This window comes from Sinimarinibacterium flocculans, assembly GCF_003201205.1.
Lineage (GTDB): Bacteria > Pseudomonadota > Gammaproteobacteria > Nevskiales > Nevskiaceae > Solimonas > Solimonas flocculans.
In genome coordinates, this window is record NZ_QICN01000001.1 from 220,913 (window position 1) to 247,002 (window position 26,090).

21 protein-coding genes and 1 other RNA gene are annotated in these 26,090 nt (G+C 69.0%); 17 read left to right on the forward strand and 5 right to left on the reverse strand.

All coding sequences use genetic code 11. The annotated features are described in order from the left end of the window. Positions 1 to 100 precede the first annotated feature (100 nt). From C8D93_RS00980 to C8D93_RS01045, 14 genes are all read left to right on the forward strand, one after another. Positions 101 to 1,276: an OprO/OprP family phosphate-selective porin gene (locus C8D93_RS00980; protein WP_110263299.1), complete on the forward strand. Its 1,176-nt coding sequence runs from the start codon at positions 101 to 103 to the stop codon at positions 1,274 to 1,276. A gap of 58 nt (positions 1,277 to 1,334) precedes the next feature. Further along, positions 1,335 to 3,596, forward strand: a complete 2,262-nt coding sequence (locus C8D93_RS00985; RefSeq protein WP_110263300.1) for an ABC transporter permease subunit — start codon at positions 1,335 to 1,337, stop codon at positions 3,594 to 3,596. Positions 3,597 to 3,629: 33 nt separating this feature from the next. Further along, on the forward strand, positions 3,630 to 5,327 hold the full coding sequence (gene pstA / locus C8D93_RS00990) for a phosphate ABC transporter permease PstA (protein ID WP_110263809.1): 1,698 nt from the start codon (positions 3,630 to 3,632) through the stop codon (positions 5,325 to 5,327). Positions 5,328 to 5,368: 41 nt separating this feature from the next. Continuing rightward, positions 5,369 to 6,214 carry a phosphate ABC transporter ATP-binding protein PstB gene (pstB, locus tag C8D93_RS00995; RefSeq protein WP_245903778.1) on the forward strand — a complete coding sequence of 282 codons (846 nt, stop codon included), beginning with the start codon at positions 5,369 to 5,371 and terminating at the stop codon, positions 6,212 to 6,214. Between the two features lie 181 nt (positions 6,215 to 6,395). After that, on the forward strand, positions 6,396 to 7,112 hold the full coding sequence (gene phoU / locus C8D93_RS01000) for a phosphate signaling complex protein PhoU (RefSeq protein WP_110263302.1): 717 nt from the start codon (positions 6,396 to 6,398) through the stop codon (positions 7,110 to 7,112). Positions 7,113 to 7,213: 101 nt separating this feature from the next. After that, the gene (locus C8D93_RS01005; protein WP_110263303.1) at positions 7,214 to 8,881 is read left to right on the forward strand and encodes a choice-of-anchor I family protein; all 1,668 of its coding nucleotides are present in this window, start codon (positions 7,214 to 7,216) and stop codon (positions 8,879 to 8,881) included. Positions 8,882 to 8,982: 101 nt separating this feature from the next. Continuing rightward, positions 8,983 to 11,286, forward strand: a complete 2,304-nt coding sequence (mrcB, locus tag C8D93_RS01010; RefSeq protein WP_110263304.1) for a penicillin-binding protein 1B — start codon at positions 8,983 to 8,985, stop codon at positions 11,284 to 11,286. Between the two features lie 18 nt (positions 11,287 to 11,304). Next, entirely contained in the window at positions 11,305 to 11,889 is a 585-nt protein-coding gene (locus tag C8D93_RS01015) for a tetratricopeptide repeat protein (protein ID WP_110263305.1), read from the forward strand. A gap of 253 nt (positions 11,890 to 12,142) precedes the next feature. Next, on the forward strand, positions 12,143 to 14,098 hold the full coding sequence (gene yoaA / locus C8D93_RS01020) for a DNA repair helicase YoaA (RefSeq protein ID WP_245903779.1): 1,956 nt from the start codon (positions 12,143 to 12,145) through the stop codon (positions 14,096 to 14,098). After that, complete coding sequence (gene tsaB, locus C8D93_RS01025) at positions 14,095 to 14,793, forward strand: tRNA (adenosine(37)-N6)-threonylcarbamoyltransferase complex dimerization subunit type 1 TsaB (protein ID WP_110263307.1); 699 nt, start codon at positions 14,095 to 14,097, stop codon at positions 14,791 to 14,793. The genes yoaA and tsaB overlap by 4 nt, the downstream gene beginning before the upstream one ends. Positions 14,794 to 14,885: 92 nt before the next feature. After that, an RNA gene (gene ffs / locus C8D93_RS01030) (signal recognition particle sRNA small type) lies at positions 14,886 to 14,982 on the forward strand. Positions 14,983 to 15,013: 31 nt separating this feature from the next. Continuing rightward, positions 15,014 to 15,610 (forward strand): GNAT family N-acetyltransferase, encoded by a 597-nt coding sequence (locus C8D93_RS01035; RefSeq protein WP_110263308.1) that lies wholly within the window; start codon positions 15,014 to 15,016, stop codon positions 15,608 to 15,610. 71 nt (positions 15,611 to 15,681) lie between these two features. After that, entirely contained in the window at positions 15,682 to 17,250 is a 1,569-nt protein-coding gene (dnaX, locus tag C8D93_RS01040; RefSeq protein WP_110263309.1) for a DNA polymerase III subunit gamma/tau, read from the forward strand. Positions 17,251 to 17,275: 25 nt separating this feature from the next. Next, the gene (locus C8D93_RS01045; protein WP_110263310.1) at positions 17,276 to 17,608 is read left to right on the forward strand and encodes a YbaB/EbfC family nucleoid-associated protein; all 333 of its coding nucleotides are present in this window, start codon (positions 17,276 to 17,278) and stop codon (positions 17,606 to 17,608) included. A gap of 225 nt (positions 17,609 to 17,833) precedes the next feature. Here C8D93_RS01045 and C8D93_RS01050 read toward each other — a convergent pair whose 3' ends face one another. Continuing rightward, the gene (locus C8D93_RS01050; protein WP_110263311.1) at positions 17,834 to 19,465 is read right to left on the reverse strand and encodes an alpha-D-glucose phosphate-specific phosphoglucomutase; all 1,632 of its coding nucleotides are present in this window, start codon (positions 19,463 to 19,465) and stop codon (positions 17,834 to 17,836) included. Between the two features lie 100 nt (positions 19,466 to 19,565). Between C8D93_RS01050 and C8D93_RS01055 the strand changes: the two genes are divergently transcribed. After that, a complete protein-coding gene (locus tag C8D93_RS01055) occupies positions 19,566 to 20,045 on the forward strand; it encodes a DUF1249 domain-containing protein (protein ID WP_245903781.1) in 480 nt (159 codons plus the stop codon). A 4-nt stretch (positions 20,046 to 20,049) separates the two neighbouring features. Here the strand turns inward: C8D93_RS01055 and C8D93_RS01060 are convergent, their stop codons facing one another. From C8D93_RS01060 to dusA, 4 genes are all read right to left on the reverse strand, one after another. Next, positions 20,050 to 20,976: a hypothetical protein gene (locus tag C8D93_RS01060; RefSeq protein WP_110263312.1), complete on the reverse strand. Its 927-nt coding sequence runs from the start codon at positions 20,974 to 20,976 to the stop codon at positions 20,050 to 20,052. Between the two features lie 373 nt (positions 20,977 to 21,349). Beyond that, positions 21,350 to 22,096 carry a UDP-2,3-diacylglucosamine diphosphatase gene (locus C8D93_RS01065; protein WP_110263313.1) on the reverse strand — a complete coding sequence of 249 codons (747 nt, stop codon included), beginning with the start codon at positions 22,094 to 22,096 and terminating at the stop codon, positions 21,350 to 21,352. A 20-nt stretch (positions 22,097 to 22,116) separates the two neighbouring features. Continuing rightward, positions 22,117 to 22,623: a peptidylprolyl isomerase gene (locus C8D93_RS01070; protein ID WP_245903782.1), complete on the reverse strand. Its 507-nt coding sequence runs from the start codon at positions 22,621 to 22,623 to the stop codon at positions 22,117 to 22,119. A gap of 113 nt (positions 22,624 to 22,736) precedes the next feature. Then, a complete protein-coding gene (gene dusA / locus C8D93_RS01075; protein ID WP_110263315.1) occupies positions 22,737 to 23,741 on the reverse strand; it encodes a tRNA dihydrouridine(20/20a) synthase DusA in 1,005 nt (334 codons plus the stop codon). Positions 23,742 to 23,887: 146 nt separating this feature from the next. On the opposite strand from dusA, the gene C8D93_RS01080 reads away from it, so the two are divergent. Together C8D93_RS01080 and C8D93_RS01085 are read left to right on the forward strand one after the other, a co-directional pair. Next, positions 23,888 to 25,120 (forward strand): saccharopine dehydrogenase family protein, encoded by a 1,233-nt coding sequence (locus C8D93_RS01080; RefSeq protein ID WP_110263316.1) that lies wholly within the window; start codon positions 23,888 to 23,890, stop codon positions 25,118 to 25,120. A 21-nt stretch (positions 25,121 to 25,141) separates the two neighbouring features. Further along, positions 25,142 to 26,077 carry a DUF808 domain-containing protein gene (locus C8D93_RS01085; protein ID WP_110263317.1) on the forward strand — a complete coding sequence of 312 codons (936 nt, stop codon included), beginning with the start codon at positions 25,142 to 25,144 and terminating at the stop codon, positions 26,075 to 26,077. Positions 26,078 to 26,090 lie beyond the last annotated feature (13 nt).

Here is a 26,090-nt window from a genome sequence, read left to right on the forward strand (position 1 = left end):
CGGACCGGCGGTGCGGTGGCCCGCAGGGTGCCGCACCGCCATCACACCAAACCGATACGATAGGCCCGCACCGTTCTGGTGCGGGTGCAGGGGAGTGCGCATGAACAACAAACTTCATCGGATGAGCATCGTCGTCGCAGGTGCGGCACTGATCGGTCTCGTCGCGGTGCCGGCGCAGGCCGAAACCGTCGAGACCCGCGGTGGCATCCGCATCACCTCGGACGACGGCCGGTTCAAGGCCCAGCTCGGCGGCCGCATCCACCTGGACAGCAATGTCTGGGTCGACGACGACGAGTTCGGCGATCTGGAAACCGGTGTCTTCTTCCGCCGCGGTCGCATCACGCTCGAAGGCGAGGCCTACGGCTGGCGCTACAAGTTCGAGAACGACTTTGCCGGACAGAGCGGCGACAACGGTTCGGGCATTCGCGAGATGTGGATCGGCACGACCCTGGCCGGCGTCAAGCTGCGTCTCGGTCAGGCCAAGCCCTACCGCGGCATCGAGGAGCTGACCAGCTCCAACGACCTGCTGTTCATGGAGCGTCCTTTCGCCAGCGGCTCGGGCATCTACCGCCAGTACCAGACCGGCGTGTTCGCCGACGCCGCCGGCAGCAACTACGGCTGGGGCGCGGCGGTTTACAACCTGCGCAACGGTGCTGACAGCGACGACGACACCGACGGCGTCGGCGCGACCGTTCGCGGCTACTACCTGCCGATAATGGACGACGACGTACTGCTGCACGTCGGCGGCATCGCCAGCCTCGACAATCCGGCGAACGGCAAGACGGTGGGCGCCTCGGTGCGCTTCGCCGGCCGTCGCGGTCCGTCCCAGGGGCTCGGCAGCACCACAGAAGATCAGCAGAGCTTCGGCGTCGAACTGGCCGGCCGGGTCGGCTCGCTGTCGCTGCAGAGCGAGTACCACTTTGTCACACTCGCGCAACCTTCCGGAGACGATACTGACCTTTCGGCCAGCTACGTCCAGGTGTCATGGCTGCTCAACGGGGAGGTCAAGCCCTACGACGTCGGCAAGGGTGCGTTCAAGTCGCCGAAGCCGGCGGGTGGCCGGGGAGCCTGGGAGCTGAAGCTGCGCTACGACCTGATCGACGTCTCCGGCCGCGATCCGGAGATCGACGTGAGCCAGCTCGCCGCCGGTGCGAACTGGTACATCAATCCGAACGTGCGCTTCATGCTCGAGTACATCCAGGGCGAAAGCGACCTGAGCGATGGCACGGGAGTCGACGGCAGCCTGATCGCCGCCCGCGCGCAGCTCAGTTTCTGATCACACCCGGGCGCCGCCGCGGCGGCGCCCGGGCTTCAAGTCACCGCGATCCGCAGCCATGAGCGAATCCGACGCAGTTGCCGCCCCCGGGGTGGAGAGCATCATTGCCGGCAAGGCGCCGGGCATGCGGGCCCGTTATCTCAAGGACGCCGCGGCGCGGTGGATCGTTTGGCTCGGCGGGCTGGGCGTGATCGGTGCGCTGATGCTGATCTTCGTCTACCTGCTGTCCGAGGTGATGCCGCTGTTCGGCGGCGCCCACATTGATGCGCGCCAGAGCTTCGCCATGCCGGGGCCCGCAGCACAGACCCTGTACGTGGCTGCCGAGGAGCAGGGCGAGATCGGCCTGCGCGTCACCGATGGCGGCGAACTGGTGTTCTTCGATCTCTACGACGGCAGCGTGCGCGACCGACAGGCGCTGCCGGGCGGCGACGCAGGCGTGTCGGGCATCGCCGAGCTGTCGGCGGAGCGCGGCGAGCTCGCCGCGCATCTACGTGACGGCAGTGTCACGCTGTTCCGCCACCGCTATCGCGTGAGCTATCCCGGCGACCGGCGGCTGATCACGCCGGAAGTCGAGTTCCCGATGGGCGCCGAGCCGCTGGCGTTCATGGACGAGGCTGGGCGCGGCCTCGTGGCCCGTTCGGAGCGTGGCGCGCTGGTGCTCGCCGCGATCGACACGAACGGCGACGTGCAGATCAAGCGCTTCGACCGCCGCGAGAACTTTCTCGGTGAGGTCGAGGTGCAGGAGCGCGAGCGTCAGCGCTTCACGCCGGCGGTGAAGGCCGACATCCTCCTGCTGGAGCCGCTGCTGACCTGGCTCTACGTCGTCGAGCGCGAAGCCGGGCGCATCGCGATGTATCGCCTGTCGTCCGGTAATCCTGAGCTGGTCAATGTCTACGACGTCGGCGCGCGGGTCCGCGAAGCGCGTTATCTGGCCGGCGGCATCTCCATCGTCGTCGCGCAGGACGACGGACGGGTCTCGCAATGGTTCCCGGCGCGCGACGAAGGCGGCCAGTACTACCTGGCGCGGGTGCGCGAATTCCGGTTGCCCGACGGCAGCGCCAGGCCGACGGCGATCGGTCCCGAGTTGCGCCGCCGCACCTTCGCCGTCGGCGGCAGCGACGGCAGCGTCTCGCTGTTTCACGCCACCGCCGGCCGACGGATCGGCACCGAGCAGGTGCTCGACGGCGAGATTGCCCTGCTGGCGTTCAATCCGCGTGCGCAGTACCTGATGGCGATCGGCGCGGACGGCCAGATCCGCGGTTTCGACGTCGACAACGAACATCCGGAAGTCTCGTTCAAGGCGCTGTGGGGCCGCGTCTGGTACGAAAGCTACGACGAGCCGCGCCTGCTCTGGCAGTCGTCGGCCGCGACCTCCGACTTCGAACCCAAGTTCAGCATCACGCCGCTGTCGGTGGGCACGCTCAAGGGCGCGTTCTACGCGATGATTTTCGCGATTCCGCTGGCAATCCTCGGCGCGATCTTCACGGCTTACTTCATGTCGCCGGAGATGCGCCAGATCGTCAAGCCGACGGTCGAGATCATGGCGGCGCTGCCGTCGGTGATCCTCGGCTTCCTCGCCGGCCTGTGGCTGGCGCCGTTCGTCGAGACCAATCTGCCCGGCGTCTTCCTGACGCTGATCCTGCTGCCGCTGTCGGTGCCGATCTTCGGCTTCGCGTGGTCGAAGATGCCGCGTGCCCTGCGCTACCGCGTGCCGCCCGGCTGGGAGGCGGCGATGCTGGTGCCGGCAATCGCACTGGTGGTCTGGGTCTGCTTTGCCATCGCCAAGCCGATCGAGGCGGTCGTGTTCGGCGGCAACATGCAGGCGTGGATGGACCACACGCTGGGCATTGGCTATGACCAGCGCAATGCCCTGGTCGTCGGCGTCGCGATGGGCGTGGCCGTGATCCCCGTCATCTTCTCGATCGCCGAGGACGCCATCTTCACCGTACCCAAGCACCTCACGCTCGGTTCGCTGGCCCTGGGCGCCACCGCCTGGCAGACGCTGGTGCGCGTGGTGCTGCCGACGGCGAGCCCGGGCATGTTCTCGGCGGTGATGATCGGCATGGGCCGTGCCGTCGGCGAGACCATGATCGTGCTGATGGCCACCGGCAACACGCCGATCACCGATTTCAGCATGTTCTCCGGCATGCGCACGCTGGCCGCGAACGTCGCCGTCGAGATGCCCGAGTCCGAGGTCGGCAGCACCCACTTCCGGCTGCTGTTCCTGGCCGGCCTGGTGCTGTTCGTCTTCACCTTCCTGCTCAACACGCTGGCCGAGGTCGTGCGCCAGCGGCTGCGTGCGCGTTACAGCAACATCTAGGGCCGCTTCATGGAACAGACCCAGACCCCGCAGATGATCGCGCAGCAACTCGTCGCCGGCGACACGACGACGGTGCGCGCCTACGTCAAGTCGGGACAGCCGTGGATCTGGCTCACCGCGGCGGCGATCTCGGTGGCTTTCATCACCACCGTCGCCCTGCTCGGACTGACGGCGGCGCGCGGCCTGCCGCACTTCTGGCCGGCGGACCTGCTCCAGGCCCGCTACGAGCAGCCGGGGGCGGCGCCGGTGCCGATGCTTGCGGAGGTCCGTTCGAGCGAAGAGGTCACCGCCGCGCGCCTGCTCGATGCCGGCCTGCCGGTCGATCCGCAACGCGATCTGTACGAGCGGCTGCTGCTGAAGATCGGCAATCGCGACATCGGCGGCGTCGACTTCCGCTATGTCGTGTCGGACTGGCTGGTCGACCGGCAGACGCCGGCGGACGCGGTCGTCCTCGAACGCATCGAGTGGGGCAATTTTCACGGCTTTCTCGACGCGGTCGTCGTCGACGGCAACAGCGTCGCCGGCAGCGAGGCGTGGTCGGCCTACCAGCAGGCCCAGCGTCGCGTTGATGCGCTGCGTGGCGACATCCGTCGCATCGAGAAGAAGCAGATCGGTGCCATCAACTACGAACTCGAGCGCTTGCGCCTGCAGGCGCGGCGGCTGGAGATCGACGGCAAGACCCGCGAATCCCATCCGGAGGCCTTCGCGCCGCTGGATCGTCGTCGCGACGAGCAGGGCGCGAAGTACGAGGCGTTGCGGGCGGAGCTCAATGCGCTCAACCGCGACATCCGCCGCGATTCGGTGCGCGTGCGCACGGTGGACGGGCAGCAGCGCACGATCGCGCTGGCGCAGCTGGTCCATGGCTACCGGCCCAACCGCATGGGGGTGCTGGACAAGACCCTCCACTTCTTCGGCAAGGTCTGGGAGTTCGTTTCGGACGAACCCCGCGAGGCGAATACCGAGGGCGGCATCTTCCCGGCGATCTTCGGGACGGTGCTGATGGTCATGATCATGTCGATCGTGGTGACACCGTTCGGCATCCTCGCCGCGCTGTACCTGCGCGAGTACGCGCACCAGGGTGCGATGACGCGTGCGATCCGCATCGCCGTGAACAATCTCGCCGGCGTGCCGTCGATCGTGTTCGGCATGTTCGGCCTGGGCTTCTTCGTCTACTTCCTCGGCGGCGGCATCGACCGGCTGTTCTACCCGGAAGCGGCGCCGGCACCGGTATTCGGCACGCCGGGCATCCTCTGGGCCTCGCTGACGCTGGCGCTGCTGACGCTGCCGGTGGTGATCGTCGCGACGGAGGAGGGCCTGGCCCGCATCCCGCGTGCCACGCGCGAGGCCTCGCTCGCGCTCGGCGCGACCAAGGCCGAGACCCTGTGGCGGGTCGTGCTGCCGATGGCGTCACCGGCGATGATGACCGGGCTGATCCTGGCCATCGCGCGTGCCGCCGGCGAAGTCGCGCCGCTGATGCTGGTCGGCGTGGTCAAGCTGGCGCCGACACTGCCGATCGACGGCAACTTCCCGTTCATTCACTTCGAACGCAAGTTCATGCACCTGGGCTTCCACATCTACGATGTCGGCTTCCAGTCGCCCAACGTGGAGGCGGCGCGCCCGCTGGTGTATGCGACTTCGTTCCTGCTCGTGCTCGTCGTGGTGCTGCTCAACGTCAGCGCCATCATGATCCGCAACCGCCTGCGCGAGCGGTACAAGGCACTGGACCACTGACCCGGTCCGGCGCGAGACTTCAACTCATGGAGAATCCGAGCATGTCCGGCGTTCAATCCAAGACGGCACTGGCCCAGGGTCTCGACATCGACGCGCTGCGCCGCGAGCAGGCGGGCGCAGGCATCGACGCCGAGACGATCGCGATCGAGGTCGAGGGGCTGAACCTGTTCTACGGTTCGTCGCAGGCGCTGAAGGGCATCGGCCTGAGCATTCCGCAGCGCAAGGTCACGGCCTTCATCGGCCCGTCCGGTTGCGGCAAGTCGACGCTGCTGCGCTGCTTCAACCGCATGAACGACCTGATCGACGGCTGCCGCATCGAGGGCCAGATCCGCCTGCACGGCAAGAACATCTTCGACCGCGACGTCGACGTCGCGATGCTGCGCCGGCGCGTGGGCATGGTGTTCCAGAAGCCCAATCCGTTTCCGAAGTCGATCTACGAGAACGTGGCCTACGGGATGCGCCTGGCCGGCATGAACCGCAAGCGCGACCTCGACGACACGGTGGAGTGGGCGCTCAAGGGCGCCGCGCTGTGGGACGAGGTCAAGGACCGGCTCGAGGATTCGGCGCTGGGCCTGTCCGGCGGCCAGCAGCAGCGCCTGGTGATCGCCCGCGCCATCGCGATCCAGCCGGACGTGATCCTGCTCGACGAACCCTGCTCGGCGCTCGATCCGATCTCGACGCTCAAGGTCGAGGAGCTGATCAACGAGCTGAAGAACCGCTACACGATCGTGATCGTCACGCACAACATGCAGCAGGCGGCGCGTGTGTCCGACTACACGGCATTCATGTACATGGGCGACCTGGTCGAGTACGGCAATACCGACCAGCTCTTCACCAAGCCCAAGCAGAAGCAGACCGAGGATTACATCACCGGAAGATACGGGTGAGGCGGGGTTGTCCGGTTCGTCCGGTGGACGAACCGGCCGCCGAACGCCCGGCCAGGGAGCGTTTGCCCGGGCGAGTCGTGACTCGATGTCACGACGAGTTAAGCAAACGCGGACCGGGGCCGGTAGCCGTGCGCGGAGTCGCGCCATGGACGGCCAGAGCACAGATTGAAGGGCACAGTACATGAACACACCCGGCTACAAATCCCACATCTCCAGCCAGTTCAACGCCGAGCTGGAAGACGTGCGTCAGCGCGTGCTGGCCATGGGCGGGCTGGTGGAACAGCAGATCGTCGAGGCGACGCGGGCGCTGATGGATGCCGACGCCGATCTCGGCCAGCAGGTGGCCAAGAACGACTACAAGGTCAACGAGCTGGAAGTCTTCATCGACGAGGAGTGCGCGCGCATCCTCGCGCGGCGCCAGCCGACCGCCAGCGACCTGCGGCTGGTGTATGCGGTGATCAAGACCATCACCGATCTCGAGCGCATCGGCGACGAGGCCGAGAAGATCGCACGCATGGCCGTGGACCTGTCGGCCCAGGACCGGCTCAGCGTCGGCATGCTGGAAGTGCACCACCTGTCGCGCCATGTCGTGCAGATGGTGCACGACGCGCTCGACTCCTTCGCGCGCATGGACCCGGAAGCTGCGCTGGCGGCAGCGCGCGAGGACCAGGCGATCGACCGGGAGTACGAGTCGCTGATGCGCCAGTGCATCACCTTCATGATGGAGGATCCGCGCACGATCCGGCGGGTGATGGACATCATCTGGAGCGTACGTGCGCTCGAGCGCATCGGCGACCACGCCAAGAACATCGCCGAGTACGTGATCTACTACGTCAAGGGCAAGGACGTGCGCCACGTCTCCATCGAAGCGATGGAGCGCGAGGTCAAGGGCGGCTGAACGCCTGCGCCGGACGCCGCGTCACCGCGGCGTCACGTTGACGTCATCTGTGCTGCCTACATTCCCCGTTCTGTCACAAATCACACAGGGGAAGAACGGGCATGCGTATCAGGCAAGGTCTGGCCGTCGCGTTGGCGACGCTCACGTTGGGACTCGCGGCTTGCGACGGCGACGACGGTGCGACCGGCGCGCCCGGCCCGCAAGGACCCGAGGGTCCGGGCGGACCGCAGGGGCCCGGCGGCAGCGGTGAGGTCCTGCTCGATCTCTCCCTGATCGGACGCTACGCCTCCGGCGTCTTCGACGAGGGCGCGGCGGAGATCGTGGCCCACGACGCCTCGACGCAGCGCATGTTCGTGATCAACGCCGCGGCGGCGACGGTCGACGTGCTGAACATCGCCGACCCGAGCGAGCCCGTGCTGCTCGAGACCATCGACGCCAGCGCCGAGGGTGCCGGCGCCAACAGCGTCGCGGTCTTCGGCGGTGTCGCCGCTGTCGCGATCGAGGCCGATCCGAAGACCGATCCGGGCAAGGTCGTGTTCTACGACACCACCAGCCTGCAGAAACTCGGCGAGGCCACGGTCGGCGCACTGCCGGACATGCTCACGTTCACACCCGATGGCAGCGCCGTGCTGGTCGCCAACGAGGGCGAGCCCAACGAGGGGTACACCGTCGATCCGGTCGGTTCGGTCAGCGTCATCGACGTCAGCGATGGCTTCGCCGCGCCGACGGTCGCGACGGCCGATTTCACGGCCTTCAACGCCCAGGCGGCGGCGCTGCGCGCAGCGGGCGTGCGCATCTACGGTCCGGGCGCCACGGTGGCCCAGGACCTGGAGCCTGAGTACATCGGCATCGCCGCCGACGGGCAGTCGGCCTGGGTTGCGCTGCAGGAGGCCAATGCCATCGGCGTGCTCGACCTGAGCGATCTCTCGGCGCCGGTGTTCACCGACATCCTGCCGCTGGGCTACAAGGATCATCGCGTGCTCGGCAACGAGCTCGATGCCAGCGATCGCGACGGCCTGATCAACATCCGCAGCTGGCCGGTTCTGGGCATGTACCAGCCGGACGCGATCGCCAGCTACAGCTTCAACGGCAAGACCTACTACATCACCGCCAACGAGGGCGACGACCGCAACGACTTCATCCCCGACGAGGAGACGGTGCGGATCAAGGATCTGACGCTCGACGCCGAGGCCTTCCCGGATGCCGCGACGCTGCAGGCCGACGAGGCGATCGGCCGTCTGGCGGCCACGCGCTTCAACGGCGATACCGACGACGACGGCGACTTCGATGCGCTGTACGTCCTCGGCGGCCGCTCGTTCTCGATCTGGTCGGCCGATGCCACCCAGCTCTACGACAGCGGCGCCGACTTCGAGCGCATCACCGCGCAGCGCTATCCGGCGAACTTCAACGCCAGCAACGACGACAACGAGGCCGAGGACCGCAGCGACGCCAAGGGGCCGGAACCGGAAGGCCTGGCCGTCGGCACGATCGCCGGGCGCACGTTCGCGTTCATCGGCCTCGAGCGCATCGGCGGCATCATGGTCTACGACGTGACCAACCCGCAGAACGCGCGCTTCGTCCAGTACATCAACCCGCGCGACTTCAGCCGCACCCCGGGCGACGATCCGGACGCCGGCGATCTGGGGCCGGAGGGACTGGCCTTCATCGCCGCCGAGGACAGCCCGATCGACGTGCCGATGCTCGTCGTCGGCAACGAGGTCAGCGGCACCACGGCCTTCCTGCGCATCGACGTGATCGAGCTGGACTGATCCGGGGCGTCCGATCGTGACCAGGCCGCCGGGTCACCGGCGGCCTTTTTCGTGCCCCCGCGATCCGCGGACAGGGCCGATGGACTACACTGCGCGCCTTCATGGCACGCCGCAAACCCCGAACGCTCAGGATCGCGCTCGCATCCGCCCTGCTCGTTGCGCTGAGCCTCGGGCTGGTTGTGCTGAGCACCTATCTGCTCGGCCTCGACCGCGAGATTCGCGAGCGTTTCGCCGGCGCGCGCTGGGCGCTGCCGGCGCAGGTCTACGCGGCGCCGATGGAGCTGTACACGGGCCTGGACATCGCCCCCACCGAGCTGGTGCACGAGCTCAACCGTCTGGGCTACCGCGAAGACCCGCGGCTCAGCGGCCCCGGCAGCTTCCTGCCGTCGCGCACGCAGGTCGACATCCATCTGCGCGAGTTCGCGTTCTGGGACGGGCTGCAGCCGGCGCAGACCCTGGCCGTGCGCTTCGGTGGCGACAGCATCACCTCGATCGTGCGCGTGGCCGACGGGGCCCCGGTCGACATCTTCCGCCTCGATCCGATGCTGATCGGCAGCATCTTCCCGTCGCACGGCGAGGATCGCGTCCTCGTGCGCATCGACGAGGTGCCGCCGCTGCTGGTCAAGGGACTGATCGCGGTCGAGGACCGGCAGTTCTACGGGCACTTCGGCATCAGCCCGCGCTCGATCCTGCGGGCGATGGTGGCCAACCTGCGGGCGGGGCGCGTGGTTCAGGGCGGCAGCACGATCACGCAGCAGCTGGTCAAGAACTTCTTCCTGTCGAACCGGCAGACCTGGGCACGCAAGATCAACGAGGCCTTCATGGCGCTGCTGATCGAGCGCCACTACGACAAGGACCAGATTCTCGAGGCTTACCTCAACGAGGTGCACCTCGGGCAGGACGGCAGCCGGGCGGTGCACGGCTTCGGGCTCGGTGCGCGCTTCTACTTCAACAAGCCGCTGGAGGAACTGGAGCCCCAGGAAGTGGCGCTGCTCGTCGGGCTGATCAAGGGCACGTCCTACTACAACCCGCGCCGCAACGCCGAGCGGGCGCTGGCGCGGCGCGACCTCGTGCTCGGGGTGTTTTTCGAGGACGGCCTGATCGACGAGGCGGCCTACCAGCGCGCGCTCGCCGCGCCGCTCGGCGTCGATGGCGGCCGCATCGGTGGTGCCGAGCGCTACCCGGCCTTCGTCGAGCTGGTCAAGCGGCAGTTGCGCGGACAGTACGACGATGCCGATCTCACTGACGAAGGGCTGCGGATCTTCACGACGCTGAACCCGCGCGCGCAGGAAGTGCTCGAACGGCACATCGTCGAGTCTGTGGCCGAGATCGAGCGCTTGCGCAAGATGAAGCCGCAGACGCTGCAGGCCGCCGGCGTGATCACCAGTGCCGACGGCGGCGAGGTGATGGCGCTGGTCGGCGGTCGCGACGTGCGCTACGCCGGGTTCAACCGCGCGCTCGATTCGCAGCGTCCGATCGGGTCGCTGGTGAAGCCCTTCGTCTACCTGACGGCACTCGAGCGCCCGGGCGAGTTCAACCTGCATTCGATCCTGCCGGACGAACCCATCGAGCTGCGCCTGCCACACGGCGCGCTGTGGGCCCCGCGCAACTACGACAAGCAGTTTCACGGGCCGCAGCCGCTGTACCGGGCGCTGGCACAGTCCTACAACCTGCCGACGGTCTACACCGGGCTGCAGGTCGGCGCCGAGCAGGTATTGCGCACGATCCGGCGCGCCGGCTACGAGGGCGACGCGCAGGCGCTGCCGTCGCTGTTCCTGGGCGCCATCGGCATGTCGCCGCTGCAGGTCGCGGAGATCTACGGCACGCTCGCGGCCGGCGGCTTCCAGGCGCCGCCGTCGGCCATCCGCGAGGTCCAGACCAAGGACGGCGAGCCGCTGTCGCGCTACCCGATCGCCGTACGCCAGACCTTGCCGGACGGACCGGTCTATCTGGTCGGCTGGGGCCTGCAGCGCGTGGTCGCCGAGGGCACCGGTCGCGGGGTCTATGCCGCGTTGCCCGGCAGCGCCGTCGTGGCCGGCAAGACCGGCACCACCGACGACTATCGCGACAGCTGGTTCGCCGGCTTTTCCGCGGACCGGGTCGCCGTGGTCTGGGTCGGCCGTGACGACAACCAGCCGACCGGGCTGTCCGGTTCCAGCGGCGCGCTGCCGGTGTGGGCGCGCGTGATGCGCGATCTGCGCGTGCGCAACTTCGATCCGATTCCTCCGGCCAGCGTGGAAACGCTGCGGGTCGACCGGCTGACCGGTCAGCGCGCCGACGACGGTTGCGCGGAAACGATCGAGGTGCCGTTCATGGTCGGCTGGGGTCCACAGGAATGGGCACCCTGCGCCTACGGCGGCGAGCGCAGTCCGCTGCGCTGGCTGCGCGATATCTTTGAGCGCTGACGGTCTACACTGGCGTCCATGGACGTGATCGACGACGCGCGGGCAGGGCGGCGGGCGCTGCCGCCGATGATCGCCCTGGCGCTCCTGGCCAGCGCCTGCGGTGGTACCCAGGGGACGCACAAGGTGTGGTCCGAGCCGGAGCCGGCGATCGTCGGGCAGCCGGTCGACCCCGCAGTGGAGACGGCGCCCGCCCGGCCGCTGCCGCCCCGCGGGATCGACGATGCACCGGGGCAGCCGCAGCGCGCCGAGGACATCAGCGGCGCTGCGGTCACTGCGCTGATGCGCCAGGCCCGCAGCGCCCTCGACAGCGGCGAACCGCAGCACGCAGCCTCGGCGCTCGAACGCGCGCTGCGCATCGAGCCGCGCAACTACTTCGTCTGGTCGCTGCTGGGTCAGGCCTACCTCGCCCAGGACAACTACAGCCAGGCCGACAGCGTCGCCGCCAAATCCAATGCGCTGGCGCGCGGCAATGCCTATGTCGAGCTGAGCAACTGGCGCACGATCGCTGCCGCACGCGCCGCGCTCGGCGATGCCGCCGGCGCCGGCGCCGCCCAGGTGCGGCTGCGCGAGCTGGAGCAGTGGCTGCAGGACGGCAGCCGCTAGCCCGCATTTCTCACAGGGTCGCCTTCGATCCCGGTGCAACGGATTGACGGCGTGGAGAACTTCATAGTGGGCTCCTTGAACAAGCTGTTGGAAGGATCGAAGGCTGATCGGCGCTGGCCTGCCTGCGGTGCCATCGGCTTGGGCTTCACTCAACCGATGGAACGACCATCGGTTTCGTTCCAGCCCGGCGCCGCTGGCATCCTCGGCGTACGGCCATCGCTCGATCCCCCTGTGAGAAATGCGGGCTAACGGCGTGGACGCCGCTCACGCAGACCTCGCCATCGGCACCGAACTGCTGGGCGCGGACGGTCCACTCGCGCAGCGCATCGAAGGGTTCGCACCGCGCGCCGCCCAGCAGCGCATGGCCGACGCGGTGGCCGCCGCATTGCGCGACGCAGAGACCCTCGCCGTCGAGGCCGGTACCGGCACCGGCAAGACCTACGCCTATCTCGTGCCGGTACTGCTGTCCGGCATGCGCACGGTGATCTCCACCGGCACGCGCACGCTGCAGGACCAGCTGTTCCACCGCGACCTGCCGCGCGTTCGCGAGGCACTCGCCGCGCCGGTACGCGTCGCCCTGCTCAAGGGGCGCGGCAACTACCTGTGCCTGCACCGCATGAAGCGCGCGCGCGGCCTGCCGGCGATGCGCGCGCTGTTCGACCAGTTGCGCGCGGTCGAGGAATGGGCGCGGCGCACCGAGCGCGGCGAACTGTCGGAACTCGGCGAGTTCCGCGAGGACTCGCCGCTGACGCGGCAGATCACGTCCACCGCCGACAACTGCCTGGGCAGCCGCTGCGACGATTTCGACGACTGCTTCGTCGCCATCGCCCGGCGGCGGGCGCAGGCGGCCGATGTGGTCGTCGTCAACCACCACCTGCTGCTGTCGGACTTCACCCTCAAGGACCAAGGCTTCGGCCAGATCCTCTCCGGCAGTGACGCCGTCATTCTCGACGAGGCGCATCAGTTGCCGGAGCTGGCGGCGCAGTTCTTCGGGCGGCGCGTGTCGACGAGGCAGATCCAGGAACTGGCGCGGGACGCGCACGTGGAAGCACAGAACTGCGGCGACCTGCCGGAGCTTGCCGAGGCCGCGCAGCGGTTGTCCGCCGACGTGACCCGGCTCGAAGCCTGCTTCGTACCGGGCAGTGGCCGCCAGCTGCTCGCGCGCTTTCGCGCCGACGGCGTCGCCGAACTGCCGCTGGAGCAGCTCGGGCAGTCGCTGGACGAGCTGTATGCCCTGCTGCGACCGCTGGAAGAACGCAACGCCGAGATCGCCGGCGTGCTCGAGCGCACGCACGGTCTGCGCGAGCACTGGCAGCACATTCTCGAACTGCCGCCGGACGAGGACGATGCGCCGCGGGCAGAGGTGCGCTGGGTGGAGCCCCTGATGCGCGGCGGCAGCTTCCATGCGACACCGATCGAACTCGCCGAGGGGTTCCGGCGCATGCGCGAGACCTATCCCGGTGCCTGGGTGCTGACCTCGGCGACGCTGGCGGCGGGCGGCGACTTCTCGCACTTCGTGCGCACGCTCGGCATCGAGGACGCCCGCACCGAATGCCTCGACAGCCCGTTCGACTACGCGCAGCAGGCGCGCCTATATCTGCCGCGCGGGCTGCCGGAACCGAACCAGCCGGGCTACGCCGAGGCTGTGGCCGCGGCGGCGTTGCCGGTGATCGAGGCCTCCGGCGGCGGCGCCTTCGTCCTGTGCACCAGCCACCGTGCGCTGCGCGTGATCGCGCAGCAGTTGCGGGCGAGGCTGTCGCTGCGCGTACTGGTGCAGGGCGAGGACACGCGATCGGCGCTGCTCGACGACTTCACCGCCGACGGCAACGCCGTGCTCGTCGGCACCAGCAGCTTCTGGGAAGGTGTCGACGTGCGCGGCCAGGCACTGCGCCTCGTGATCATCGACCGTCTGCCGTTCGCGGCGCCGGGCGATCCGGTGCTCGATGCCAAGATCGCGGCGATCCGCAGTGCCGGCGGCAAGCCGTTCTTCGAGCTGCAGCTGCCGGAGGCGATCGTCACCCTGCGACAGGGCGTCGGCCGCCTGATCCGCGACAACGCCGATCACGGCCTGCTGATGCTCTGCGACCCGCGGCTGACGCAGAAGGCCTACGGTCGCCAGGTCCTCGCGGCGCTGCCGAGGATGCCGGTGCTGCGCGAACTCGAGGATGCCACGGCGTGGATGCGGCATCTCGCGGAGACCGTGTCATGAAACTGCTGGCGATCGATACGGCCACTGAAGCCTGTTCCGTCGCCCTGCTGGCCAATAGTCAGGTGCTGGCCGATCACGTGGTGGCCGGACGCTCGCATACCGAGCGGCTGATGCCGATGGTGCATGCGCTGATGGCACAGGCCGGGCTGGCGTTCGCGCAGCTCGACGGCTACGTCTGCGGTGTCGGCCCCGGCAGCTTCGCCGGCGTGCGCATCGGCGTCGGCTACGTCAAGGGCCTGGCGCTGGCGCACGATCGGCCGGTGATGCCGGTGTCGTCGCTCGCGGCGCTGGCGCTGCCGGCCTTGCGCGACGGCGCACAGCGCGTGCTCGCGGCGATCGACGCGCGGCTCGACGAGGTCTACTTCGGCGTCTTCTCCGCCGGAGACGACGGCCTGCCGCGGGCCCTGCAGCCAGAGATTGTCTGTGCGCCGCAAGCCGCGCCGAGGCTCGACGCCGGGCCCTGGCATGCGGTCGGCTCCGGCTGGGCGCGCTATGCCGAGGTCCTGCGCGGCGCAACCGGCGCATCGCTTGTGGAGCCCGACGGCGAGGCGCTGCCACGGGCCAGCGATGCGCTGGCGATCGCGTTGCCGCGGCTGCGCGCCGGCGAGGGGATCGCAGCGGACGCGCTGGCACCGGCCTACCTGCGCAACAAGGTGGCGCTGACGCTCGAAGAGCAGCGCGCGAGGCGCGGCTGAGGCGCCGCGGCTGGAGAAGCGCAGGGGATTCAGGCACACTCGTGCTCCGCCGCACGCCTTACGGGCGTCGCGCCACGTTTCGACGGTGGCCCGTGCCGGCCCTTCGCGACGGCAAGCCGTGAACCCCGCCAGGCCCGGAAGGGAGCAACGGTAGCGGCGACGCCGGGTGCCGGAGTCAGCTGGTACGGGCCGCCACCCTCATCGATGCCGGGTCACCCCGATGATCGAGCCTGTGACCGTCACGCTGGAAGGCCACGGCGTCCGCCTGGAGCCGCTCGCGCTTTCACACGAGGATGACCTGCGCGCTGCCGCGGCCGACGGCCAGCTGTGGACACTGTGGTACACCGGCGTGCCCGAGCCCGCACAGACGCGCAGCTACATCGAGGCGGCGCTGGAAGGCCAGGCGCAGGGCCACATGCTGCCGTGGGCCGTGCGCGATCTGGCGAGCGGCCGCGTCGTCGGTTCCACGCGCTATCACGACATCGTTGCCGCGATCGACCGGGTCGAGATCGGCTACACCTGGTACGCCGCCAGCCGTCAGCGCAGCCACGTCAATACCGCGTGCAAGCTGCTGCTGCTCGGGCACGCCTTCGATCGCCTGCGCTGCGCGGTCGTCGGCCTGCGCACCGACAACTTCAACTTCGCGTCGCAGCGGGCGATCGCCGCGCTCGGCGCGCAGCGCGACGGCGTGATGCGTCACCACGCCGCGCGCCGCGACGGCAGCGTGCGCGATACCGTGATGTTCAGCATCCTCGCGGTGGAATGGCGGGACGTGAAGCGGCATCTGGAACTGCGCCTGGCGCGGCACGCCGGCTGATCCGCCGGCGGTAGCCGGGCGGCGGTCAATCCGCGACAATCCGGGCTCCGTTTTCCCCAACGCCGCTCGCCATGAGCTATCTCGCGCTCGCCCGCAAATACCGCCCCCGACGCTTCGAGGACGTGGTCGGCCAGGACCACGTGGTCCGGGCGCTGTCGCACGCGCTGGCCGGCGACAAGCTGCACCCGGCGATCCTGCTCACCGGAACCCGCGGCGTCGGCAAGACCACGCTGGCGCGCATCGTCGCCAAGTGCCTGAACTGCGAGACCGGTGTCAGCGCCAGTCCCTGCGGCCGCTGCACGGCCTGCGGCGAGGTCGACCAGGGCCGCTTCGTCGATCTGCTGGAAATCGACGCGGCCAGCAACACCGGCGTCGACGATGTCCGTCAGCTGATCGAGAATGCGCAGTACTCCCCGGCGCGCGGTCGCTACAAGGTCTACCTGATCGACGAAGTCCACATGCTCTCGAAGAGCGCGTTCAACGCGCTGCTGAAGACGCTGGAGGAGCCGCCGCCGCATGTGAAGTTCATTCTCGCGACCACCGACCCGCAGAAGCTGCTGGTGACGGTGCTGTCGCGCTGCCTGCAGTTCAATCTCAAGCGCCTGCCGGTGTCGGTGATCCGCGAGCAACTCGGCAAGGTGCTGGATGCCGAGAGCGTCCCGTTCGAGCCGGGTGCGGTGGTCGAGATCGCGCGCGCGGCGGACGGTTCGATGCGGGACGGGCTCTCGCTGGTCGACCAGGCGATCGCCTTCTCGGGCGGTCAGCCGCTGACGCGCGGCGGCGTCGAGGACATGCTCGGGACCAGCGGCCGCGAGCGCCTGTTCGAGCTGTTGCGCGCCCTGGCGTCGGGCGAAGCGGCTGCGGTGGGCGATTGTCTGCAGGCGCTGGATGCGCAGGCGCCGGACTACGGTGCCTTGCTCGGCGACGTGGCAACCGCGCTGCAGCGCATCGCCGTGCTGCAGACCCTGCCCAGCGTGCGCAGCGAGGACGACGACGAGGCGTTGCTGGCGCTGGTCGCGCAGTTCACGCCGGAACATGTGCAGCTGCTCTACCAGATCGCGGTGCACGGCCGTCGCGACCTGCAGTGGGCGCCGGAGCCGCGGATCGGCTTCGAGATGAGCGTCCTGCGCATGTTGGCGTTCCAGCCGGAAAACCAGGTCGACGGCGGTGCCGCGCCGGCCCAGGGCGCGCCGCGGGCGCGCAGTGCCGGCACAGAGCCGGGTGCCGCGCCGGCGCGCGCCGACAGCGCAGCCGCCGCGTTGCCGTGGGAGCAACGCGTCGCCGCGCTGCCGCTGGACGGTTTCGTGCGCCAGCTCGCGCGGCATTGCGCGTGGGTGGGACAGGACGGGACGAACGTACGCCTGCGCGTGGACCCCAGGGCGCAGCACCTGCTGCTCGAGGAGCGCCGGGTCGCCCTGGAGGCAGCGCTGTCGGCACAGGCGGGCACACGGCTGAGCGTGCACATCGAGACGGCGCAGGAGGAAGCGCCCGCGACGCCGGCGCAACTGGCACAGCGGCGCGAACAGGCGCGGCAGCAGGCAGCGGAGGATGCGGTGCTCGCCGACCCCGTGGTCCGCGCCTTCCAGGAACAATTCGGGGCGCGCGTGAAGGCCGGTTCGGTCCGCGCGCTCGACAGTTGATGACCCACGACGATTTCGGAGAACGATGATGAAAGGCGCTCTCGGCCAGATCATGCGTCAGGCCCAGCAGATGCAGGACAACATGAAGCGCGTGCAGGAGGAGATCGCGCGCATGGAAGTCTCGGGCGAGGCCGGTGCCGGCCTGGTCAAGGTCACGCTGACCGGCAAGTACCAGTGTCGCAGCGTCGAGATCAGCCCCGACGCGCTCAAGGAAGACAAGGAGTTCGTCGAGGACCTGATCGCCGCGGCGATCAACGATGCGGCGCAGAAGGTCGAGGAAACGAGCAAATCCAAGCTCGGCGCGGTGACGGCGGGGATGCAGCTGCCGCTGCCGCCGGGTTTCGCGGGCTTGGGCTAGGCGCCTGCGCGGTTCCTGCCGCCCAGGCTCCTGGCGAATGTCCGGTGGACATTCGCCGAGCTCGCGAACGCCCGGCCATGGAGCGTTTGCCTGGGCGAGTCGTGACTCAATGTCACGACGAGTCACGCAAACGCCGGGCAGCGCGATCTGACGGGCACGCCGTTTCGCCATGGATGGCCGACGCGAAGTTTCTCAGTGGCGGCGCAACCGGATTCGCACCCCGCCCTAAGTCACCAGCGTCGGCGCACGCCGCCCGGTCAGCTCGCCGATGCGGCCCAGACGATCGGCGGCGGCAGCCAGCGGCGCCAACGCGTCGGCAGGGCGCCACGCCAGCGCGCTGGCGTCATGCTCGTAGCGTTCGAGGTACAGCCGCAGCGTCGCGCCCTGGGTGCCGGTGCCGGACAGGCGCATGATGATGCGTGCGTGATCGCCGCAGACGATGCGCAGGCCCTGGTTGCTGGCGATGCTGCCGTCGATGCGATCGTGATAGCTGAACTCGTCGGCGAGCGTCACGTCCCGGTCGCCGACCTGCTGTCCCGGCAGGTTCGCCAGCTCGCCGGCGAAGGCCTGCATCACTGCTTCCGCCGCCGGGCCGGGCAGGCCCTCGTAGTCGTGCCGCTGGTAGTAGTGGCGTCCGTAGCGTTGCCAGTGCGCGCGCGCGATCTCGGCGATGGGCTTGCCGGTGACGGCCAGTACGTTGAGCCATGCCAGAACGGCCCACAGGCCGTCCTTCTCCCGGGCGTGGTTGGAACTGGTGCCGAAGCTTTCCTCGCCGCAGATCGTTGCCTGGCCGGCGTCGAGCAGGTTGCAGAAGAACTTCCAGCCGGTGGGCGTCTCGAAAGCCGGCACCTTGAGGGCGCGGGCGACGTGATCGGCCGCGCGCGAGGTCGGCATCGAGCGTGCGATACCGGCGACGCCGTCACGGTAGCCCGGGAGTTGCGGCAGGTGCGCGGCCAGCATCGCCAGCGAGTCGCCGGGCGAGACGAAGATCTCGCGACCGAGAATCATGTTGCGGTCGCCGTCGCCGTCGCTGGCCGCAACCAGTTCCGGTGCGCCCGCACCGAAGGCGAGTTCGACCAGATGCTTGCCGTAGACGAGGTTGGGGTCGGGGTGACCGCCGCCGAAGTCCTCGAGCGGGGTCGCATTGAGCACGGACGCGGCCGGGGCGCCGAGCTGTTCGACGAGGATGCGTCGCGCATAGGGGCCGGTCACCGCGTGCATCGCGTCGAAGCGCAGGCCGTGACCCTGTCTGATCCAGTCGCGCATGCGATCGAAGTCGAACAGCGACTGCATCAGTTCGGCGTAGTCGTCGACGCCGTCGACGACGTCGATGCGCATGCTGCCGGTCTGCACGGTGGCACGCCGGTCGAGATCGACGTCGGCATCGTCGTCTATGCGGTAGTGCGTGATGCGCTTGCTGTGGGCGTGGATGCGCTCGGTCAGGCCTTCGCCGGCCTGGCCGCCGCCGGCGATGTTGAACTTGATGCCGAAATCGCCTTCGGGGCCGGCGGGATTGTGGCTCGCGGTGAGCAGGAAGCCGCCGGCGGCGCCGAGCTTGCGGATCAGGTGCGAGGCCGCCGGGGTCGACAGCAAACCGCCCTGGCCGACGACGACGCGCGCGACCCCGTTGGCGCTCGCCATCGCGATCGCGGTGCGGATCGCGTCGCGGTTGTGATAGCGGCCGTCGCCGCCGATCACCAGCGTGGCGCCCTTGAGTTCGGGCGCGCAGTCGAAGATCGACTGCAGGAAGTTTTCCAGGTAGTGCGGCTGCTGGAAGACCTCGACCTTCTTGCGCAGTCCGGCGGTGCCGGGCTTCTGGTCGAGGTAGGGCTTGGTGGGGATTTCGCGTGCGGCCATCGTCGCTCTCGTCGTTGTCGGGCCCGGCACTATCTTAACGATCCGGGGATGACGGGACCGTGCGCGGGATGCGATGGCGCGGCTTGATATAGTGCGACGCATGCAAGCGACCACGGAACTGTGCCCCTGCTGCGGAAAGCCGCGCCGCCTCGCGCACCTGATCGAGTTGTACGAACACAACTACCGGCTGATCCAGCGGCTGGTGCCGGAGTTCGACATCCCGTACGACGGTGCCGTGTCGCACAGCCAGAGCGACTGCCCCTTGCACCTGCAGATCGTCGACCGGGATCGCTACACGCTGACGGTGCACCTGACCTACGAGTTCACCGACGAGACCGGGGTGCGCCGGCAGCCGGACCTGTGGGTACGCCTGTACCGCGACGCCGGCGTGGCCGAGGCCCTGCGCTGCAGCTACCGGCCGCCGTGGCGCGTCGAGGACGACGCCGATCCGGCGGCGCACGCGTTTCTGTCCGAACAGTGGCGGCGCAATCTGCTGCTGAACAAGTGGCTCGAGTACCTGCTCGAGCACGGACACGGCTTCGGCCTGGCCGAGCGTCCGCGGCTCGCGGTCACTGCTTAGGTTTTCAGATCGGGTCGACGCGGATGTCCTCGCCGGCTCTCAGCGCCGCGAGTGTGCTGTCCGCCACGTCGCCCGGCCGGCGCATTGCCGGCCCCGCCGCCTCGACCAGGACATACGTCTGCCCCTCGTGCCGGATGTGGGCCTGACCGGGCAGCGGCCGGCCGGCAATGCCGAGCAGGTAGTGACCGGGCACGTGGATGCCCACGAGGCGTTCCTCGGTGAGATGCAGCAGGACGGCGGCGAGCAGCGCCGATTTGGTGTCGCAGTCACCATAGCCCTGCTCCAGCGCCCGAGCCGGCGGATAGAAGCCGACGATCCTGCGTCCGTTGTCCCAGTCCCCGGGTTCGCGATAGGGCAGGCCGGTCTGCACGAGCGCGATCGCGGCGTCGACGGCCCAGCGCGAGTCCCGTCCGCGTTCCGCGGCCAGACGGCGCAGGGCCTCGGCGAGCGGCTGCACGTGCGCGCGATTGCGATGCACGGCCAGCGGGACATCGACGAACAGGCGCGTCGGCTGACCGCTACGGCGCTTCATCCGCAGTCCGCGCTCGCCGTAGTAGCGCGCGACGTGCTGGTCGAGCGCCGCCTGGTTGCAGGCCTTGCTGCGGGTGCAGCGATCGACCAGCGCGTCGAGTTCCGTGCGGGCGATGCCAAAGCCCTGAGCGGCGTTCCGCGCCGCGCCGGCGGCCAGCGGAAAACCGATGTGCAGCGGATCGCCATCGAAGCTGGTGAAGCGCGCGGTGACGCGATACAGGCCGTCCCTTGCGAGGCTGCGCGAATAGCCGCTGCCGGCGGCGGGAATCGCGATGCTGCGCACCATCGCGGCATCCGGCTGCGATTCGTCGACGGAAGCCTGCGAGGCGCAGACCGGCCCGAGCATGGCGAGCACGACGACCAGCGACGTGCGGACGGAGGACAAGGGCTTGGACGACATGCGCGGCTCCCGGCAGTGAGACTGACTGCGGGGAGCGAGGCAATCCGTGTACGACGCGGCGCACGTCTCGTCGGGGAATGTCCGTCGGTTGCAATGATGCGGCGCAGCGATCGCGCCCCGACCGGCATGTCGGTCCTGGGCCGGCGCAGCTTGCCCGGCCGGCGGCGAACCGTTGCGATCTCAGTTGCTTGTGCGCGAGCGCGCGATCAGCGGGCGCCCGGCCGGTCGCCAACCGTCGCCCGACAGCGGCTGTCAGGGAATCCCGCTCGATAAAATGTCTAGGCGGTTGTGGGCGCCGGGCGAGCGGCAGGTGCCGCGCCGGTGCGGCGCCGGCCTCCGGCGCAGCGAAAACGACACTCGCCGTCGAATGGCGTCAGCAAGTGCCGCGAATCGTCAGATTGCCGTCGAAGCCGACGCGGCGCAGGCCATCCCCGGCCTCCAGCCATTCCATGCGCTGCGGGGTCCAGTCGGCGAGCACGATGCGCTCGACCTCGCGACCGCCGATCTGCAGCCGGTGCGTCGCCGGCCGGTGCGTGTGCCCGTGAATGATCCGGCGGCAGCCGCAGGCGCGGAACGCCTCGGCGATCGCCGATGGATGCACGTCCATGATCTCGACGGTCTTGCGATCCTTGTCGTCGTCGCTGCGTCGGCGCACGTCGCCGGCGATGCGTGCGCGCAGGGATGTCGGCAGCCGCAGGAACAGCGACTGCGCCAGCGGATTGCGCGAGAAGCGGCGCCAGCGCTGGTAGGCGCGATCGTCGCTGCACCACGCGTCGCCGTGCGACAGCAGGGTGGCCTCGCCATCGAGATCGACGCGTATCGGATCGGCGAGCAGTTCCACGCCGCTGGCGCGGGCGAAACCGGTGCCGACGAGAAAGTCGCGGTTGCCGTGCATGAAGCCGATGCGCACGCCGGCATCGGTCAGTGCGCGCAACGCACGGATCTCGTCGCGATAGAGTGCCAGGCCGGCATCGTCGCCGATCCAGTATTCGAACAGGTCGCCGAGGATGTAGACCTGCCGGGCCGTGCGCGCCGGACCGTCCAGGAAACGCAAAAAGCCCTCGCGCAACGGCGAGGGCTCTGCGGGCAGGTGCAGGTCCGACAGCAGCAGTGCAGTCATGCGCGCGGCACGACGTGCGACTACTCGCTCTTAGCGGGCTCCGCCGCCTCGATCACGCTGACCTTCTCGATCACGACCTGCTCCACCGGCACGTCGCGGCCGAATGGGCGGATCGCGCCGGTCGGGGCCTCGGCGATCTTGTCGACCACGTCCATGCCGTCGACGACCTTGCCGAACACCGCATAGCCCCAGCCGTCCTGCCCCGGGTAGTCGAGGAAGGCATTGTTGCCGTGGTTGATGAAGAACTGCGAGCTGGCGGAATGCGGGTCGCTGGTGCGCGCCATGGCGATCGTGCCGCGCTCGTTCTTCAGGCCGTTCTTGGCCTCGTTCTCGATCGGCGCGCGGGTCTTGCGCTGCGCGTAGCTGGCGTCGTAGCCGCCGCCCTGGATCATGAAGCCCTTGATCACGCGGTGGAACACCAAGCCGTCGTAGTGCTTGTCCTGCACGTACTGCACGAAGTTGGCCGTGCTCTTCGGCGCCTTGTCGGCGTCGAGTTCGAGCGTGATGTCGCCCACGGAGGTTTCCATGAGCACGCGGACGGGTTCAGCGGCAGCAGCAGTCATTGTCATTCCCAGAATCAGTGAGCCAAGCAGGGTTCTTGCGGCAGGCTTGAGGGTGGTTTTCATCTTCGTGGTGTCTCTCATGCAGCGAATGCGTGGGGCAGGGCCGCGTCGACATCGGCGAGCGCATCCTCGATCAGCTCCCAGCTGTCCGCGGCGTGCATGCCCTCGGACAGCGTGCGCCGGAACGCACGGCCGCCGGGCTGGCCACGATACAGGCCCAGGATGTGACGCGTGATGTGTTTGAGTGCGACCCCGCTGGCGAGTTCACGCTCGACGTAGCCGCGCAGGCGCTCGACCACCTCGTGGCGTGTCGGCACGGCATGGGCGTCGCCGAACAGCCGCTGGTCGACGTCGGCGAGCAGATACGGGTGATCGTAGACCTCGCGGCCGAGCATCACGCCGTCGACGGTTTCGAGGTGCTGCTCGCAGGCATCGAGCGTCTTGATGCCGCCGTTGATGACGACGGTGAGCTGCGGGTAGTCCTGCTTGAGGCGCTGGACCAGTTCGTAGGTCAGCGGCGGGATCTCGCGGTTCTCCTTGGGCGACAGGCCCTTGAGCCAGGCCTTGCGCGCATGGACGATGAACACCTCGCAACCGGCCTCGGCGACGGTCTCGACGAAGTGCCGCATGAAGGCGTAGTCCTCGGAGTCGTCCACGCCGATACGGTGCTTGACCGTGACCGGCAGCTTCGTTGCGCCGCGCATCGCGCGCACGCAGTCGGCGACCAGTTCCGGCTCGCGCATCAGGCAGGCCCCGAAACGGCCTTCCTGCACGCGGTCCGACGGACAGCCGCAGTTGAGGTTGATCTCGTCGTAGCCCTGGCGCTCGCCGAGTTCGCTGCAGTACGCCAGTTCGTCCGGGTCGGAGCCGCCGAGCTGCAGCGCGATCGGATGCTCGGCACCGTCGAACTTGAGCAGGCGCCTGCGCGGCCCGTGAATCAGCGCCGGCGTGCACACCATCTCGGTGTACAGCCGCGCGTGACGCGAAATCTGGCGCAGGAAGAACCGGCAGTGCCGGTCCGTCCAGTCCATCATCGGCGCCACGCAGAAGCGCCAGGGTGAAAGGTCGGCAGTCGGGATCATCGGCGGATTCTACACGTCGCTTCGACGCGGTCGGCGCATTGCGTCCTTTGTGCCGGGAACGGCCAGCCAAGTTCCGCGCTGGCAGTGGATGGCCCTTTTTGCAAAGATGCCGCGCCGGATTGCGGCGCGCTGCAGGTGGAGCACGAATGACCGATCGCCAGTACCACATCGTTGTTTTCGGAGCAACGAGCTTCGTCGGCGAGATCCTGACCCGCTATCTGCTCCAGAGACACGGGGTGGGCGGGGATCTGCAGTGGGCCATCGCCGGGCGCTCGGCGACCAAGCTCGGTGCCTTGAAGGCGGGGCTCGGCGCGGATGCCGAGGCGCTGCCGGTGCTGCTCGCCGATGCGGCGGACGATGCGCAACTGCGGCAGATGTGCGCGCAGGCGCGCGTCGTGGTCTCGACGGTCGGGCCCTACGCACTGTACGGCTCGCCGCTGGTTGCGGCCTGCGCGCAGACCGGAACCGATTACTGCGATCTCACCGGCGAGGTGCAGTGGATCCGCCGGATGATCCTGGCGCACGAGGACGAGGCGAAGGCCTCGGGCGCACGCATCGTGCATTGCTGCGGCTTCGACTCGATTCCGTCGGACCTGGGCGTGTACTTCCTCCAGCAGCAGGCGCGCGAGCGCTTCGGTGCGCCTTGCACGCGGGTGAAGCTGCGCATCAAGGCGATGCGCGGCGGCTTTTCGGGTGGCACCGCCGCGAGCCTGATGAACGTGCTCACGGAAGTGAAGCGCGACCCCTCCCTGCGCAAGGTGCTCGGCAATCCCTTCGCACTGTGCGTCGGTGACGATTCAGGTCGACCGCGCCAGCCGGAAGTGCGGCTCGCCGCCTACGACGAGGAGTTCGGCAGCTGGGCCGGACCGTTCGTGATGTCGGCGATCAACACGCGCGTCGTCCATCGTTCGAACCACCTGGCCGGGCACCCCTACGGGCGCGACTTCGTCTACGACGAGGCGATGATGACCGGTCGCGGCATCCGCGGGCGCCTGACGGCGGCCGGCATCGGCGCCGGACTCGGCGGCTTCGTCGCCGCCGCGGTCGTGCCGCCGACCCGCTGGCTGCTGGAGCGCTACGTGGTGCCCAAGCCGGGAGAGGGGCCGAGTCCGGCCGCGCAGGAGAGCGGCTTCTACGATTTTCGTTTCATCGGCACGACGGCGGACGGCCGCAGCCTGCGTACCAAGGTGACCGGCGACCGTGACCCGGGGTACGGCTCCACCGCCAAGATGCTCGGGGAGGCGGCGGTGTGCCTGGCGCAGGACCTCCCGCGTGAACGCAAGGCGGGAGGCTTCTGGACGCCGGCGACGGCCTTCGGCGGGCAACTGATCGATCGGCTGCAGGCGCACGCCGGCCTGCGATTCGAAGTCCTCGACTGATCGGCAACCCGGGAGCGAGCCATGGCGGGCAGCAGTCTGCTGGCGCTGATCGACGACATCGCCACGATCCTCGACGACGTGGCGGTGATGACCAAGCTGGCGACGAAGAAGACCGCCGGCGTGCTCGGCGACGACCTGGCCCTCAATGCCGAACAGGTGTCCGGTGTGCGGGCCGAGCGCGAGCTGCCCGTGGTGTGGGCGGTCGCGAAGGGGTCCGCGCTCAACAAGGCGATCCTGGTGCCGGCGGCGCTGGCGATCAGCCTGCTGATTCCCTGGGCGATCGTGCCGCTGCTGATGGCCGGCGGCCTGTTCCTGTGCTTCGAGGGCTTCGAGAAGCTGGCGCACCGCTACCTGCATGCGCCGGCCGAGGACGAGGCGGCACATGCCGAACGCCTGCGCGCGCTCGCCGATCCGGCCACGGACATGGCGGCGTTCGAGCGGCGCAAGGTCAAGGGCGCGATCCGCACCGACTTCATCCTCTCGGCCGAGATCATCGTCATCACGCTGGGCACGGTGGCGGGTGCCGGACTCGGCATGCAGGTGGCGGTGCTCTGCGGCATCGCCGTGATCATGACGATCGGCGTCTACGGTCTGGTCGCCGGCATCGTCAAGATCGACGACGCAGGGCTGAGCCTTGCCCGCCATCCGCAGGCGGCGATGCAGGCACTCGGCCGCGGGCTGCTGGCGCTGGCGCCGCGGCTCATGAAACTGCTTTCGGTCCTCGGCACGGCGGCGATGTTCACCGTCGGTGGCGGCATCCTCACGCACGGCGTGCCGCTGCTGCACCACGCGGTCACCGGCAGTGCCGAGGTGCTGGCGACGCTGCCCGCGGCCGGCCAGATTCTCGCGGCCGTGGTGCCGACGCTGCTCAATGCCCTGGCCGGCATCGTCGCCGGCGGGCTCGTGGTCGCCGCGGTGTTCGGCTTCAAGCGCCTGCGCGCACCGGCAGCGGCCTGAAGCGCGGGTCCGG